This window comes from Pantoea sp. V106_11, from assembly GCF_029967885.1.
GTDB classification, from domain to species: Bacteria; Pseudomonadota; Gammaproteobacteria; order Enterobacterales; family Enterobacteriaceae; genus Pantoea; species Pantoea ananatis.
In genome coordinates this window covers 198,953-214,867 of sequence record NZ_JASCAK010000028.1, presented here as the reverse complement: position 1 = coordinate 214,867, position 15,915 = coordinate 198,953, and the positions used below count along the sequence as shown (strand labels likewise).

The following is a 15,915-nucleotide window of genomic DNA, read 5'->3' as shown; positions in this document are numbered from 1 at the left end:
CCTCCCGCATTAATAAAGGACGCCAACCATATAAAAACAGGGAACAGAAACAAACTGCATTAAGTTTCTTTTGTGAACTTAGTTCAATAAAAAACAAACTACACCTTCAAAAATACATCAATATTTAAGTTGATTAATTAACGCATCTCGATAAAAAATCTCTTCACACCTCTATCCACCAACAACTAAAAATGCTATCAAAGATAAGAGTAACTGCCAAAAAACACGCCTTATTTGCGGCACACACTCCATTTAAAAAAACAAAAATAGACAAAAACAGGCATCACGAATAATGTGAGAATGAATTAATAAAATCAAAATCATCCGACAAGAAAAGCGTCCACTTGAATGGTTTGCACAGATCACACCATCTGTAAAAGCCAGAAAAAATAAACAACATCATTAACAATGATGAAATTTTAAAACATCAAAATACCCATAATAAACCTATGCATACCGGAGAAAAATCATGTCAAGAATACCACATCAATTAACCATGGCCGTCATTATCGCTAACCGGGGGTTCTTCCCCGGATACGTCGTCAATGAGGCGCGCGAGCAGATTATTGAGGTGTTTATTCAGCACGATATCAATCCGGTAATGCTCGATGAAACCCAGACCCGCTACGGTGGCGTTGAAACACGTGCAGAAGCCAAAATATGTGCAGCATGGTTACGCGCTCGTCGTGACGATATTCATGGCGTGGTGGTATTGCTTCCCAATTTTGGCGATGAAAAAGCCGTTTCAGAAGCATTACGTCTTTCCGGACTTAATGTTCCCGTGTTAATTCAGGCCCAGCCAGACCGCCTGGACAAGATGCATCTCGCCAGTCGGCGCGACAGTTTTTGCGGCAAAATCTCCCTGTGTAATAACCTGCGTCAATATGACATTCCCTTCACCTTAACCACCCAGCACGTGAGTGACTTAGCGGGTGAATCTTTTGCCCGGGATATAAGCCGGTTTAAGCAGGTTTGCCGGGTGGTCAGCAGCATGCGCGGCGCGCGAGTGGGCGCAATTGGTGCGCGTCCTGCTGGTTTTAATACCGTTCGCTACAGTGAAAAATTACTTGAAAGGCTGGGCATCGCCGTGGAAACCCTGGATTTATCGGAGGTGTTCAGCAGAATGAAACGGTTAGGCGACAGCGATATTCGTGTCGATGAGAAGCGCCGCCTGCTGCTGGATAATGCGCATGTCAGCACGATGGCTTCAGATAAAATCACCGTCATGGCAAAGTTGTTCGTGGTCATCGCTGAATGGGTTATAGCTGAAGACATTGATGCCACCGCCATCCAGTGCTGGACCTCATTGCAGGAAACGCTCGGTATTAACGCGTGCTCTGTGATGAGCGTGTTGTCCGGTCAGTTACTGCCCAGCGCCTGTGAAGTCGATGTGATGGGCGCATTATCCATGTATGCCCTTGCCAGTTGCAGCCTGAGTCCGGCCTCCATTGCCGACTGGAATAATAACTACGGCGACGATCCAGACAAATGTGTGCTGTTTCACTGTGGCAACTTTGCCACAGCCTCTCTGGAGGACGCCACAATGGGCACCGCCAATATTATTGGTCATCGCGTCGGCAACGAAAATACCTGCGGTGCCGTTCATGGCAGAAGTAAAACTGGCAACATCACCTTCTTCCGACTGAGCTCAGACGATCTGAGGGGGGAAATTAAAGCCTATGTGGGTGAAGGCGTCGCCGTGAACGATCCGCTAGATACCGTTGGCTGTCGTGCGGTCATTGAAGTGCCGCAGCTGGAACGCTTGCTGGCGTGGATTTGCCGTAATGGCTTCGAGCATCACGTAGCCTTTAACCACGAATCTTGCGCAGAGGCTTTGCATGAAGCCTTTACCCGCTATTTACAGGTTGGGACCCATTTTCATTGCCAATAAGGTTGATGTTAAATCAAGGCGGTTTGGTACATTCACCGATGAGCCCCTTCATTTCTGGTAAGAATCTGATGGGGCCGGTTTAAAATATATTCACGATGAAAAGACCAAAATTATGGCTATCGATTTCTCCTCTCCTACCTGTCTGCCCGGGCCAGGTAAGTCACTATTATGAAGACAATATTTTAACCAAGAGGCTCTACGCTATTGAAGTTAACAGCTCAAAAGCGACAAAAGTAAAAGCAGAACAGTAGAAATAATGAATCCAGTTTGTCGGGCTATTCCAGCCTTAACAACGGCGTATACCGAGACATATCCCTGAAGGTACAAAACTCAGGCGCACCCAGCGTCATCACCGGCGCAACCCGCATCAGCTTTTCCAGATATCCGGCTCTTAAAATTTGCAGCAGGCGCAACTCCTCATCGTTCGGTTTATTGATGAGATAAGAGACACTGACATGAAATTCGTAGACATCATGATTATTTCGTTTGCAGTTAAGCGTGCGGCTGAGCGCATCTCTGAGCGACCGTATTTTGCGCTCTTCGGCCTTGTCCAACGGCGCCAGCGACAGCGAGACGCCACGTTTTAAGGCAATGGCACCAATGCGCATCTGCAAAGGTAACGAGGGCATGAGCCTGAAATTTGCCAGCTTCGCCGCGAACAGCCGGTCGCACTCTTCCATCGACGCATCAAGATTCAGGTCTTGTGGCCAGGCCGGATAGTGCCGTGCCCGGTCATTGGCACCGTTAAACACCGTCATATGGTAGCTCGACTGCGGCAGAAATGCATAACACCGCCCCAGCCCTGCGGCTTTCATTGCATCAACCATTTCGCCAGTCACACGGACGATTTCACTGTCCTGTTCGAGATGACAAATCAGCGTATTGCCTCTGAATGGCAGTACCTCACCTTTGGCGTTAAATTTTTCACCGATGGCATTTTCTATCCACCCTTCCTGCTCCAGCACTTCTGACATGATTCAGGCTCCCGCGCGCTCGAGATGGCTTTCCTGAGACGTTTACTCTCTAAGCCGGCATAACCAGGCGATATGATGACGTGCTTCAGGAACGCTCTTTGTGACTGCCGAACCACAGCATAAAGCATGATTGTGACCGTTATCAGGCAGCAGGAGCGATGGAAAATCAGGACAGCGGGCTGGCTTTAATACAGAACAGGCAAAAAAGACATCCGAATGCGTTTTATGAAGCCATCATGGGCACAAAGCAGATAATTAACAGGTTGGTTTCTCACCGCTATCGGGTTTGAGCCTGGCCTTTTTTAACCAGGCGTTGTGCCCCGCCGCCTGCGGATATCCTCAAGCGGGCTATTTTTTCCGTAACAGAAAAACAGCAATGGCGGTAAGCACGCCCATCAGTGGCATAGCGATCGCGCCCGAGAAGAAGTCGTGATGATCTTTTTGATTGCTTCGGCGAATATCAGCAAAGCGGTTAAGTGCCCGATGCTTGTCAGTTGCACTCACCTCTTCGAATTGCTTTTTATAGCCCTTATCTTCTAACTGAGAACCACCGCCCGCATCATGTCTTTCCAGCACGACGGTGTGCTGACCTTTTTGATAGAAACAGTAATCTGGCATTTTGCGCTTCGCCTGAAAGAAGAGAAGAAATGACTCTATCCTGCTGTGGTTGATATTGTAAATACCTCTCCCCCCATACGCTTCAGCCACCAGCCTGATGGGTTACACATTATGCGCTGATACCGAATGATGCCCACTGTTGAAGGAATTACCAGACTGGGCATTTATGGTCTGAAAATGCGCTCCGCCAGGGTTGTCTCTGTGCATGCCGGCTACTGGCTTATCGGATATCAATCTGGTGGTCGCGGTTTGCTGACTGTTGGCTTCACCAGCCTGACTCGATTGCTCCCCTGTCATCCTGTTGTCAGCCTTCGCGATAACAGATTTCACTGAACCGTCAGAAGGCATATAGAGCGCCTGCTGCAGGATAGTTTCATTTTGTGACAGGTTCTCATCCACCTGCGCCAGCTGACGACGCAGGACGTTAAGCTTTACGGATGTGGCTAGCGGTATTTGAAGCTGTTGGTCGTTCAAAACGTTTAACTGCTGGCGGGCACCATACTGTTGCTGTAACAGCGCACGGTACTGGCTTTCATAGCCCCATACCGTCGATTGCTCCTGCTCAAACTGAAGCGTGGAGATGTATCCCTTTGCTAACAGCGGTCGCCAGGTGTTGACCAGCTTCTGAGCCATACTCATTTGCGCCGATTCAATTTTAATCTGGTCCGCCAGTTGCTCAAGTTGACCATTCAGCATGGCCTGCTGGAAGCGGCTGTCGCTGACCTGTTGCAGAGCAAGCTGCTGGGTGTGATCGATATCCTGCAGCAGACTGCTCTGCTCAAGCTTCAACTGCGCACTGACGAGCCGAATTTTTTCCGCGGCTAACCGGGTCTGGGCAGAGGCAAGTTCAAGTGAAGCGGCGGTCAGCGCAGGCTGGCCCTGGCTGTTCTGCCCCTGCTTAACCGTGCCGCCTGCAGGCGCATTGAAGGCCACAGGTTGTGGCTGTGCGGCCTGCCTGGTGGCAGACGGGCGCACGTTAAGCGGATGGCTTTGAACGAAATAAATGACGGTTATTGTCCCAACAACGAGTGAAACCAGGTTCCGGCGAAGCAACAGTGCCAACGGGGACAGGGTTTCACCACACTCAGCGCCGGATGATTCAACGATCTGTTTCTTAAAAAATGGGTTTTCCATTTTTATACCTTCAATAATGACGTAGGGATATTACCGGGCAAGGCGCCATGTAACAGATGTTTTGTGAGTGCGGTTAATTCAAGGCTAATCGGGTAACGGATTCCCCTCTGCGCTTAACATCCCATTTCCTTGTGCCGTTTTAAAACAGAAGAACATTTCCAGTCGTTACCTTTTGCAAGCGAGTTTCAATCTTTCGAGTTTGCTGTGTCAGAGAACGGCTTTGACTGCGTATGAAAGGACGTTTTACGGCGCTGACAGAAAAGGCGGGGGATGTCACCAGGCTCGCTGGGGCCAAAAGCTGGCCCCAGCGAGCAAACAGCACTCAGCAGTTCGGTTACGTCAGAAACGTACCGGCGCGCGTTTTATTTAACAAGATAAAGGTCCTTGGTGTAGTAGAAACCCAGATGCGATGGGGCATAGCCGCCGACCTTTGGACTGACCATCTTGTTGAGCGCACCATAGAAAACCGGAATAACCGGCGCATCTTTTGCAATAATGTCGCTGGCTTTCTGGTAATCCTGGGTTACGGCGTTTGGATCGGTATCCATTCCCGCGGCTTTTACTGCCGCATCAAACGCTGTGCTGGCATAACCTGAGCTATTCTGACTGTCGCCACTGCGGAAGGTATTTAAAAAAGTAGAGGGCTCACTGTAGTCACCAATCCAGGTGTAGCGCACCAGATCATATTGCCTCTGATGCATGGTATCCAGCATGGTTTTCCATTCCTGATTTTGCAGCGTGACCTTCGCACCTAACGCTTTACCCCACATGGAAGCAGCGGCAATTGCGATACGTTGGTTATCCTGATTGGTGTTGTAGAGCAGGGTAAAACTCAGAGGATGGCTGGCTGAAAAACCGGCTCCGCTGAGTAACGCCTGAGCTTTTTTGATGCGCTGCGCCTGGGTCCAGCCCGCCCAGTCAGGCGGAGACAGTTTGACGTCCCCCATTGATAATGGCACAACGGTATAAGCCGGTTTCTGCCCCATACCAATGACCTTATCGGCGATGATGCCTTTATCCAGCGCCAGATCCAGCGCCTGACGCACGCGGACATCGGTAAAGGGTGCCTTGTGCGTATTTATCTGGAAATAGAACACGCTATAAACAGAGGTGCTGTGTACTTCTTTGGGCCGCTCTTTTTTCATTCGAGGGAAATCAATGGCGGGAATGTTGTCCGTAATGGTAATGCCGCCGGCAAGGTAGCGGTTAAGCTCGGCAGAAACATCATTAATCGGTAAAAACGTTACGCGATTAATTAGGGTATGCGCGTTATCCCAGTAGCGATCATTACGGTTCAGCGTGATTTTTTCATTAACTACCCACTGATCCAGTTTATAGGCACCGCTGCTGACCATGTTGCCCGGCTGGGTCCAGGCCTCACCAAACTTTTTAACGTTATTTTCGCTGACCGGAAACAGGGAAGGATGGGCAACAAACTGCAAAAAATAGGACACCGGCTGATCCAGAGTAACCTGCACGGTGTGCGCGTCTAAGGCTTTTACGCCCAGGCTGTCAGGCGGGCTTTTACCGCCCGTCACCGCATCAGCATTAAGGATATGCGCATAGTTAGCAAAGGATGCATAAGGCGATGCCGTTTTGGGATCGGTTAGACGACGCCAGCTGAAGACAACATCTTCAGCTGTCAGCGGCGATCCGTCTGACCATGTCAGGTCAGGACGAAGATGAAAGGTCCAGACTTTGTTGTCGGCCGTTTCCCACGAAGCAGCCAGTCCCGGTATGACTTTGCCCTCTGGATCAGTCCGCACCAGCCCTTCAAACAGGTCGTTAATAACTGAAAAGGCATCGTTGGTTTCAGCTTTATCAACATCCAGGGTAGCAGGCTCGGCTCCATTGCCCCGCACGATCTCCTGCACGGGAGCCAATGTCACACCATTGGGTACGTTTGCCCCAAAGGCCGCCGTCGAGCACGATAACCCCGTGATAATTACAGACAACCCCATACGGGCAACATATAAACGGCTTACCGACATTCGTCCAACTCCTTTCGCATTGTTTTAAGATGACTTCACCCCATCAGCACTGCAATTTACAGGCCAGAGATAAGGGTAAGCGCCACGCCAGCCTGCACCCGATCTGAGACTAAAACCGCGTTGTATTGCACAGTTCTGATGCAAGGAGCCGGCGTATCCGCTCAAAAACAGCGCCGCTGTAATCTGCATATGTTCATTTTCAGCTATCAGACATAACGATGTTGCCTGCGTGAATAACTGTCGTGGTTCGTTTATCAGGGATAACGGGAATATTCGGAAAGGTGTTCTCAGGATTAAACGCGCGCGACAAAGCCAGAACATGGGGCTGCGACCGGTTTTCGCTGCTGAACGCCCCGATTAACGGAACTTTTACGCTATCCTGCCGGGTCTTTTTCATCCGCCACACACTTGTACAAGCAGGTCTTGATATAGTCATTCCTGTTAATCAGGAGCCTGTATGAAAAAAGTGATTCTGTTCGTTATCGCGTTAGCAAGTGTTTCTGCCCTTTCGGGTTGTGTCTGGCCATTCTGGGGCCCTGGAGGCGATGGCCCGGGACATATGGGCCCTGGCGGCGGCGGTGGGCCTGGCGGCGGTCCACACAGGTAACACATGATGGCCTCACCAGGAGGCCATTGTTTGCATCGCGATCAGGATTATTCTGACATTACATTTACGCCCTCTCTCTGCGCATGCCTTTGCTGGAGATTCGCCGCTTTTCATGACAAACTTGAGCACATCTTAAGGATAGGGAATCTGCACGATGTCAGGCTCAAACATCGCTTGTCTGTTTACTGAAGGCCAAATCACACTGCCTGATGATTATCAGGACCGCACGGTTAACGCTTTCACCGCCTCTGATGCCACTGCTCCCGCTTTTAATATTTCACGCGATACGCTTAACGAGGGTGAAACGCTGCCTGCGTACATCGACCGTCAGCTCACGCTAATGCAAAAACACATAAAGGGATGGAAACAAACCGAACGTAGCGCTGCGGTATTGGGTGACGCGCTGCTACAGGGTGAATGCGTACACGCCAGTTTTCTGCGTGACGGCAAACGTATCTGGCAACAGCAGTCGGTCTTCACGCCCGATGGTCACAAAGTACTGGTCTTTACCATGACCTCTACGTCCGCCATTGGTGACGCGGACAGCGAACAGTTTCAGGCACTGCTTAAAAGTTTTCGTTTTAACGCTTAACGACAAGGGCAATTATCATGTTTGAAGCTGCACGCCTCGGCGATGATATCGGTCACTCTCATGCCCTGGCGGGCATGATTGCAGGCACTATCGTCGGTGGACTGATCGCTGCGGCGGGCGGTATTGCTGCGGGTGCATTGATGATTGCCGGGATAGGCGCCTCCTGCCTTGGCGTGGGCGTATTGCTGGTTGGACTCAGTATCGGCGTGGGTTACCTTACTGGCGAACTGGCCACCGCCGCGCGAGACGGAATAGCGGATGCTGGGGCGGCCAGCATGACCCCAAAGGGCAAGATTACCACCGGTTCGCCCAACGTCTTTATTAACAGTAAACCCGCCGCCATGGCCACCAACAGCATAGTGGCCTGCAAGGACGATGGTCCGCAGCAGATGGCGGAAGGCTCCTCCCGGGTGTATATCAACGGCCTGCCTGCATCACGCATCGACGATCGCACCACCTGCGATGCCAAAGTGATGACGGGCTCTGACAACGTCTATATCGGCGGCGAGCCTGAACAAACGCTGCCTATCCAACCTGAAGTGCCCGAATGGGTTTATAAAGCCTCCGATCTTACCCTGCTGTTTGCCGGGCTGGCCGGTGGCGTGGGCGGTGCGGCTGGCAAGGTCGGCGCGCTGGGTAAATTACTGAGCAAGATTCCCGGCATCAATAAAATCGCCCGGGTGGCCTGCCGTGCTGGTGCCTTAATGACCGGTGTGGCGGCTGCAGGTATTCTTGCCCGTCCCGTTGATATCGTAAGCGGCCAGAAGTTTCTTAGCGGCGATGATGAACTGGATTTTGTGCTGCCCTCCCGGCTGCCGCTACGCTGGCAGCGCTACTGGCGCAGCGGTAATCCCGGCGACAGCGTATTAGGCCGTGGCTGGAACCTGTTCTGGGAAACACGGCTGGAACGCTACCAGGATGGGCTGGTCTGGCGTGCGCCCTCCGGCGATTACGTCTCTTTTCCTCTGGTGCCCAAAGGCCAGCGTACCTACTGCGAAGCGGAGAAACGCTGGCTGGAACATCATCGGGACGACAGTTGGTCATTGTATGACATCAGCGGTGAGCGCTGGCATTTTATGCCCCTGCGCGATGATGCCCCTTCTCTTCCCCTCTGCCTGACCGAGCCCTGCGGCAATGAGATTCAGTTCGACTGGAACCCCGATCACACATTGGCTGCGCTGACAGACAGTGCCGGTCAGCGCGTAACCTGCCGCTATGCGAATAACCGGCTCGCAGGTGCCTGGCTGGATGACGATATTTGTCTGGTCAGTTACGCGTATGATGATATCGGCCAACTCGTTACGGTAACGGGCCGGGGCGGTAGCGTGCGCCGACGCTTCCAGTGGTGCGATGGCCTGATGGTCGCCCATGAAGATATGAATGGCCTGCTAAGTGAGTATCGCTGGCAGGAGATCGATGGCCTCCCAAGAGTGGTGGCCTTCCGTCACAGCGGCGGCGAGCAGCTGGATTTTGAGTACGATTTTGACAACGGTATCCGACGCGCGCGACGTGATGACGGCGTTGAAGCTCACTGGCTCATTGACGATGACGATCATGTCGCCCGCTTCACCGACTTCGACGGCCGCCAGACCATGCTGGTTTACCGCGCAGGCGAGTTGTGCGATGTGATTATGCCCGGCGGCGCCATGCGCTGCAGCAACTGGGACCGCTATGGTCGCATGACGCAGGAGATCGATCCGGTCGGACGTCGAACCACTTATCACTGGTTCCGCATGACTGACCGTGTGATCCGTACGGACTATCCCGATCTGAGCGCGACTCAGGCGGCTTACGATCTTAATGTTCGCCTGCTGACTGAAACCGATGCGCTCAATAACGTCACCACCTATCACTACCCTGATGACACAGAACTGCTGCCAGACAGCATCACCGATGCAACGGGCGGCGTGGTGAAGCTGGAATGGAACCGACAAGGGCTGCTGACGCAGCGCACCGACTGCTCTGGCAGCGTAACGACGTTTAGCTACGACCGATTTGGCCAGCTTGTTCGCAGCGTGGATGCTGAAGGTCATGTCACCCAGCGCGAGTGGAATGACAAGGGACAACTCTGCGCCATTATCCATCCAGACGGCAGCCGGGAAACCCTGCACTGGAACACCCAGGGGCAGCTCAGTGCGTGGCGCGATCCGCTGGAGACCGAAGTCCGCTGGACCTATAACGCACTCGGATTACCGGTGAGCCTGACGGACCGCATTGGTCGCACGCGTCGCTGGCATTACGATGCCCGTGGTAATCTGCTGCGGCTGGAAAACGGCAACGGCGGTGACTATCGCTTTACCTGCGATCCGCTCGGCCGTCCATTGAGTGAGATCCGGCCCGATAAGACCTCACGCAATATGGAATGGAATGCTCGTGGCTTTCTCATTGGTTTACAGGAAAATGGCCAGCCCGCTAATGACGGTGGCATAGCTCGACGCTGGCAGCGCTTTAGCTACGACGACAGCGGCTTGATTACCCAGCGCACAACGCAGCATGCTGAATACCACTACCGGCGTCATCGTAGCGGTCAACTTGCCAGCCTGGTTCGCACGCCGACCAGTGACGGAATGGCGCTTGGTATCGAAGACGATGAAATCGCCTTTACCTATGACGTCGCAGGTCAGCTGTTAACAGAAGCCGGTATAAACGGGAAACTGGATTACGAATGGGATGCACTGGGCAACCTCACCCATCTGACCCTGCCGGGTGAACAGCAACTTGCCTGGCTGCACTACGGTTCGGGTCACGTCAGCGCGATTCGCTTTAATCAGCAACTGGTCAGTGAATTTACCCGCGACCGCCTGCACCGGGAAATTCGTCGCAGTCAGGGCGCGCGTGAGCAGGCGCGTCAGTACGACAGCCTTGGCAGGCGTACGATGCAGCGCAGTGAATTGCATAGCGAGGTGGTGCTACCGGAAAAAGCCATTCTGGAACGCGCTTTCCGCTATTCGGCGCGCAGTGAACTGGAGTCTGTCAGTGATACGCTGCGCGGCGACATTATCTATGGTTACGATGATGAAGGCCGCCTGCTGAAGCACTACGAAGCCAGACAGGGCCACAGCACCTCGCATTTTACTTACGATAATGCGGACAACCTGGCCGCCAACGACGATGCACTGCACGTGTTGCCGGTTACCGACAATCGAGTGCATCACTGGCAGAACCTGTTTATGAAGTACGATGACTGGGGCAACCTGGTCAGTCGACGCAGCGGCCTGCATGAGCAGCATTTTACCTATGACGCCGAAAACCGGCTCATCAGCGCCAAAGGCAATGGCCCGGACGGCGGGTTTACCGCGCATTATCATTATGATGCGCTGGGCAGACGCACCCGCAAAGTGGCCAGCACCCAGCACGATCGTAAAGAAGTCCGTTTTCTGTGGCAGGGCTATCGTCTGTTACAGGAGCAGCAGGATAACGGCCAGTGCCAGACCTATGTATACGATCCCAACGAGGCCTGGAGCCCGCTGGCGCGCATCGACCATATGGCAGCAGGCGAACGGGGCGATGTGTTGTGGTTCAATACCGATCTCAACGGGGCACCGCTGGAGGTAACCGATGAACGCGGCGACATCCGCTGGAGCGGCCAGTACGGCAGCTTTGGTGAAGTGCGTCGGCAGACAGAGGGCTTTACCCGTCTGGTGAAACAGTCTGCCCTGCCCCATCAGCCGCTGCGCTATGCGGGCCAGTATGCGGACAGCGAAACCGGTCTGCATTACAATCTGTTCCGCTATTACGACCCGCAGGTGGGACGGTTTACGGTTCAGGACCCGATAGGGCTGGAAGGCGGCTGGAACCTTTATCAGTATGCGCCGAACCCGCTGAGCTGGGTGGATCCGCTGGGGTTGAGTAATTGCGGTGCTCCAAACAAAAAGACATCTTATGAAGGTATCAGTCGCAGAGATGCGTTTAGGCAAGCTAAAAGGGATGCTGGAATACCAATGAATCAACATCCTAGCTCTATCACAAGACCCGACTTACTAGATGGGAGTGGTAAAAAAATATTAGATAGTACTGGGCAGCCAATAAAAACTAGGCAATACGAATTTGTTGACAAAAGAGGTCAGTCCGTCTTTCTACAAGAACATAGTTTAGGACATACCAAGGCTACTTCTGGTCATGGAGCTGAACCTCATTTTAATCTTAGGCCTCTTGACAACTTGAATACCGGTTCAGTTCCTGGTACTCATGGTCACTATAATTTCCCATAAGGTATTTCTATGTGGTTTAAAAATGCGATAGGTAAAGAAAAAATTCAATTCATGTTTGATAATGAATTAAACATTCAAAATATCGAGATTTCAAGTTTTTCATTGGAGCGTTTTTCAGACTTAAAAATTCATTTCTTTTGTAAGGAAATACCGAAAAAGCATCCTGAAAAATGGAAGAAGGATGGATTCAATGCACTTAGCCTGGTCATTAACTTTGGAGATGTTATCCATTTAAATGCCACTGGTTCTAGAATCGGCTTCTCTTGCTCCCCGGAAATAAATTCCTTTGAAAATTATTCAGAAATAAAAATAAAAAATAACGAGCTCGATTTTTATTGCAAATCAAAGTTCTTAACAATTGAAAGCATCACACCATATATAGATGAAAGATGGGACTAAAAAAGTAAGCCAGCAAGGTTGCTGGCTTACTTTTTCAAACGAACATTTTGTTATTAAAATACAATCATCGGTCAAAATTGACACACCATTGCTGAGTTAAACTAATAACAAAAATATTAAAGAAATCAGTTTCCTCTGGCAAGGCTATCGCCTGTTACAGGAACAGCAGGATAAGGGCCAGTGCCAGACCCTATGTGCACGCTCCCAACGAGGCCTGGAGCCCGCTGGCGCGCATCGACCATATGGCAGCAGGCGAACGGCGCGATGTGTTGTGGTTTAACACCGATATTAACGGTGCGCCGCTGGAGGTAACCGATGAACGGGGCGATATCCGCTGGAGCGGCCAGTACGGCAGCTTTGGCGAGGTGCGCCGACAGGCGGAGGGCTTTACTCGACTGGCAAAACAGTCTGCCCTGCCTCATCAGCCGCTGCGCTATGCTGGCCAGTATGCGGACAGCGAAACCAGTCTGCATTACAATCTGTTCCGCTATTACGATCCCCAGGTGGGACGGTTTACGGTTCAGGATCCGATAGGGCTGGAAGGCGGCTGGAACCTGTATCAGTATGCGCCGAACCCGCTGAGTTGGATGGATCCGCTGGGGTTGAATAATCTGTCCACAGCCTTTAAAGCTATGTTTAGGGAAGCTAAAAGGAAATTAGATATACCTAAAAATACAAATACACCACAAGCTGTAAAAATTTTCGATTTTAAATATGAAAACAGAACAGCCTGGGAATTTAATCATAGCGGTGATAAAAAATATATCATCATGCATGAGGATGATATATTTTGCAGGGACCCTCATTTACACACTGCCGATAATTTGCATGAAAACCTATTAGAGAAAAATGTCCGTTACAATCAACATCCAGGACATATACCCGAAAATAAGATTGGAATTACAGATATGCGAGAAAAAAAGATGCCCTTGACATTACAAGAAAAATTAAAAGAAGCGCAAAAAAAAGGTCAGTTAAAAAAAATGATAGAATTGATAATCGCTGAAACAGGTGTTCGAGAAGATAGCATTGAGGTTTGTAGCATCTCTTATCAATCAATAATAGATCATGTTTATGATCTATTAGTACTAGAAAATGAAGTATACGACATTAATACGCAGAAAAGTAATTTTGAAAAGTTTATAAATTCAATCTCAGGCTTTGAATGTCTTATAATATCTTTCATGAAAGAAAATAACATCTTTTTTCTGAAATTACCCTCTCAGGCCATTAAAGAAAGTCAAGAGTTATTCTGGGATAGTAAAAAAATCATGCATAATAGTAGAAACAGGATATTTATCAAAGAAGATTTTAGTAGAGGTTTTGTTGTTCTTAGTAGCGAGTATGGTATTGAAAAAGCGGAATGGTAGTTTATAAAAAAAGAATCACAGTTGAAATATTAAATATAAAGCTAAAACCAATCTGGAAAACATCCAAATAATTGTGGGTGAAAAATGCAAAGCATCATATCAATGTTATGGGAAAAAGAGTTAATACCAATTACGGATGCTATATTTTTCGCTGATGGAAAAGCTATCTCCTGTAAAATAACATCCTTTCCCACACCAAAAATTGAAGTGGGTGAGGATTTTGATTTTATAGATTTTTATCGTAACAATAATGAAGAAGTCACATCTATTGATATAAAAAAAGAAGTTAAGTTACCCAATGAATGTTATTGTTGTGTAGGAGAAGGAAGCTACGGCTCCGAGGGTTTCATTGCTTATCTTGATAAAGATAAAAATCCAATATGGATTTTGTACTCTGAAAAATCAAATCCTTTTGTCAGTGTATTCGGGCATGAAGAAAATACAATACTGGTCGAGTCGACCGCTGGTCTAAAAATACAAATAGATCTCCATAATCCTGTAAACCTAAAGTTAATTGGTTAACTGCTCAATCAGATGCGCATGTTTATTAAACTAAGCAGCGCATGTAAATCCGTCTGTGTTATTAATAATTTTTACTGTTGATAATTAAGAACCTAAACAAATAGCATATTCTCATGAAATGCAAGCCAATAGTTAGTTTAGCCCGATTATTGAAAAAATCCAATTAACTACAGATTAGTGAGTGCCCACTCAAATGCCTTATATATGAAAAATAGTAAATTTTCAGGAAATCATAAATGAATTACGCCAGGTCTATTTGTATGAGACATAGCTCCTGTCTAGTAACCCCGCAGAGCATGCGCGAGCTTTGGGGCTGCATTGAGGACCTTAGCGTCACAAGCTTTAACTGTAAAAGGTCAGCGCCTGGCTGAAAGACCTTCCGGGGGCGCTGAACCCGGACTGGCAGATGCCGGAGATCAAATAGCGTTAGGCGGGCTGATAATAAGATCCCGAATTTAAGCGTGAGCTACAAAAAAATATCCTGATGTTATTGAACATGTTCAACCTATGAAGAATAATAAATTTAGAGGTTCTTCGCCAAAAAACATGACCTGGCATCACGGCGATTCACCCAGATCTTTACAACTAGCTGATTTTAATGATCATAAAAGCTACCATAAAATTTATCACCCCGATGGAACAGGTGGGCGAAATAAATGGGGTGGTGGAACTAGTTGCCGAAAACAAGGTGTTAAATGATTGTAATTAATGGTTTCGATGAGTTATTGACAAAGCGTGATGAAATCCCTGACGTAGGCTGGCTTTATGTTGAGGAGTCATTTGATCTTGAATCTAAAAAAGATATTAATGAGGGAAAATACTTTATCGATCAAGATGAAGATGAAGATGAGGAGATTGACCTTGAAGAAAACTACGGAACATTCTTAGAGGCACCTATTTTCAAAGCTATAGTTGAAAATAAGCTTGAGCATCATCCCGATTCTGATAGAGACTACTTTTTAAATGCGGTTATCAATTATCTTGAAAATGATGATTTTCTGGATTAATTATTTAAAGCTGTAAAAATAAATACTATTTCTCCAGCTTTCTTATCAAAAGACGATATTCAAAAATGCTTTATCCTGCTCTAAACGTATAAAATTTCTTTTATAAAAATAACAGATGCTTCGTAAAAGCATACATAAAAAAATTTATTAAATAACGTCCACTTAGGAACTATGTGTACGATCCAAACGAGGCTTGGATCCTGTTGACCCGCATCGATCATATAGCAGAGAACGACCGGGGCAATGTGTTGTGGTTCAATACCGATCTCAACGGAACACCGCTGGAGGTAATTGATGAACGCGGCGACATCAGTTGGAGCGGCCAGTACGGCAGCTTTGGCGAGGTGCGCCGACAGACAGAGGGCTTTACCCGGCTGGCGAAACAGTCAGTACTCCCCCATCAGCCCCTGCGCTATGCGGGCCAGTATGCGGACAGCGAAACCGGTCTACACTACAATCTGTTCCGTTATTACGATCCCCAGGTGGGACGGTTTACGGTTCAGGATCCGATAGGGCTGGAAGGCGGCTGGAACCTGTATCAGTATGCACCTAACCCTCTGAGCTGGGTGGATCCGCTGGGGTTGAGTGTTGATAAAATC

At 49.2% G+C, this 15,915-nt stretch carries 11 protein-coding genes and 2 pseudogenes; 9 read left to right on the top strand and 4 right to left on the bottom strand.

The features are described 5' to 3' along the window. Positions 1-469 precede the first annotated feature (469 nt). A complete protein-coding gene (locus tag QLG08_RS11660) occupies positions 470-1,891 on the top strand; it encodes an L-fucose/L-arabinose isomerase family protein (protein WP_238493109.1) in 1,422 nt (473 codons plus the stop codon). Between the two features lie 275 nt (positions 1,892-2,166). On the opposite strand, the gene QLG08_RS11655 is transcribed toward QLG08_RS11660, so the two are convergent. The 4 genes from QLG08_RS11655 to QLG08_RS11640 form a co-directional block, all read right to left on the bottom strand. After that, positions 2,167-2,865 carry a DUF1868 domain-containing protein gene (locus tag QLG08_RS11655; RefSeq protein ID WP_238493110.1) on the bottom strand — a complete coding sequence of 233 codons (699 nt, stop codon included), beginning with the start codon at positions 2,863-2,865 and terminating at the stop codon, positions 2,167-2,169. A 348-nt stretch (positions 2,866-3,213) separates the two neighbouring features. Continuing rightward, positions 3,214-3,483, bottom strand: coding sequence for a hypothetical protein (locus QLG08_RS11650; RefSeq protein WP_105079726.1), 270 nt, complete (start codon positions 3,481-3,483; stop codon positions 3,214-3,216). A gap of 102 nt (positions 3,484-3,585) precedes the next feature. Further along, a complete protein-coding gene (locus QLG08_RS11645; RefSeq protein ID WP_238493111.1) occupies positions 3,586-4,617 on the bottom strand; it encodes a hypothetical protein in 1,032 nt (343 codons plus the stop codon). 362 nt (positions 4,618-4,979) lie between these two features. Then, a complete protein-coding gene (locus tag QLG08_RS11640) occupies positions 4,980-6,608 on the bottom strand; it encodes an ABC transporter substrate-binding protein (RefSeq protein WP_238493112.1) in 1,629 nt (542 codons plus the stop codon). Between the two features lie 457 nt (positions 6,609-7,065). Here QLG08_RS11640 and QLG08_RS11635 point away from each other — a divergent pair, with 457 nt between their 5' ends. From QLG08_RS11635 to QLG08_RS11595, 8 genes and pseudogenes are all read left to right on the top strand, one after another. Continuing rightward, the gene (locus QLG08_RS11635; RefSeq protein WP_019105962.1) at positions 7,066-7,215 is read left to right on the top strand and encodes a hypothetical protein; all 150 of its coding nucleotides are present in this window, start codon (positions 7,066-7,068) and stop codon (positions 7,213-7,215) included. 154 nt (positions 7,216-7,369) lie between these two features. Beyond that, positions 7,370-7,807 (top strand): DUF1795 domain-containing protein, encoded by a 438-nt coding sequence (locus QLG08_RS11630; RefSeq protein WP_013024967.1) that lies wholly within the window; start codon positions 7,370-7,372, stop codon positions 7,805-7,807. 17 nt (positions 7,808-7,824) lie between these two features. Next, positions 7,825-12,018 carry an RHS repeat-associated core domain-containing protein gene (locus QLG08_RS11625; RefSeq protein WP_282472936.1) on the top strand — a complete coding sequence of 1,398 codons (4,194 nt, stop codon included), beginning with the start codon at positions 7,825-7,827 and terminating at the stop codon, positions 12,016-12,018. 9 nt (positions 12,019-12,027) lie between these two features. Then, positions 12,028-12,417: an Imm50 family immunity protein gene (locus QLG08_RS11620; protein WP_013024965.1), complete on the top strand. Its 390-nt coding sequence runs from the start codon at positions 12,028-12,030 to the stop codon at positions 12,415-12,417. A 118-nt stretch (positions 12,418-12,535) separates the two neighbouring features. After that, positions 12,536-13,346: pseudogene (locus QLG08_RS11615) on the top strand (RHS repeat-associated core domain-containing protein); the annotation flags it as partial. 525 nt (positions 13,347-13,871) lie between these two features. Then, entirely contained in the window at positions 13,872-14,309 is a 438-nt protein-coding gene (locus QLG08_RS11610; RefSeq protein ID WP_126843091.1) for a hypothetical protein, read from the top strand. A 695-nt stretch (positions 14,310-15,004) separates the two neighbouring features. Then, positions 15,005-15,316: a hypothetical protein gene (locus QLG08_RS11600; RefSeq protein WP_126843092.1), complete on the top strand. Its 312-nt coding sequence runs from the start codon at positions 15,005-15,007 to the stop codon at positions 15,314-15,316. A 164-nt stretch (positions 15,317-15,480) separates the two neighbouring features. After that, positions 15,481-15,903 (top strand): annotated as a pseudogene (locus tag QLG08_RS11595) (RHS repeat-associated core domain-containing protein); the annotation flags it as partial. Between the last annotated feature and the right edge of the window lie 12 nt (positions 15,904-15,915).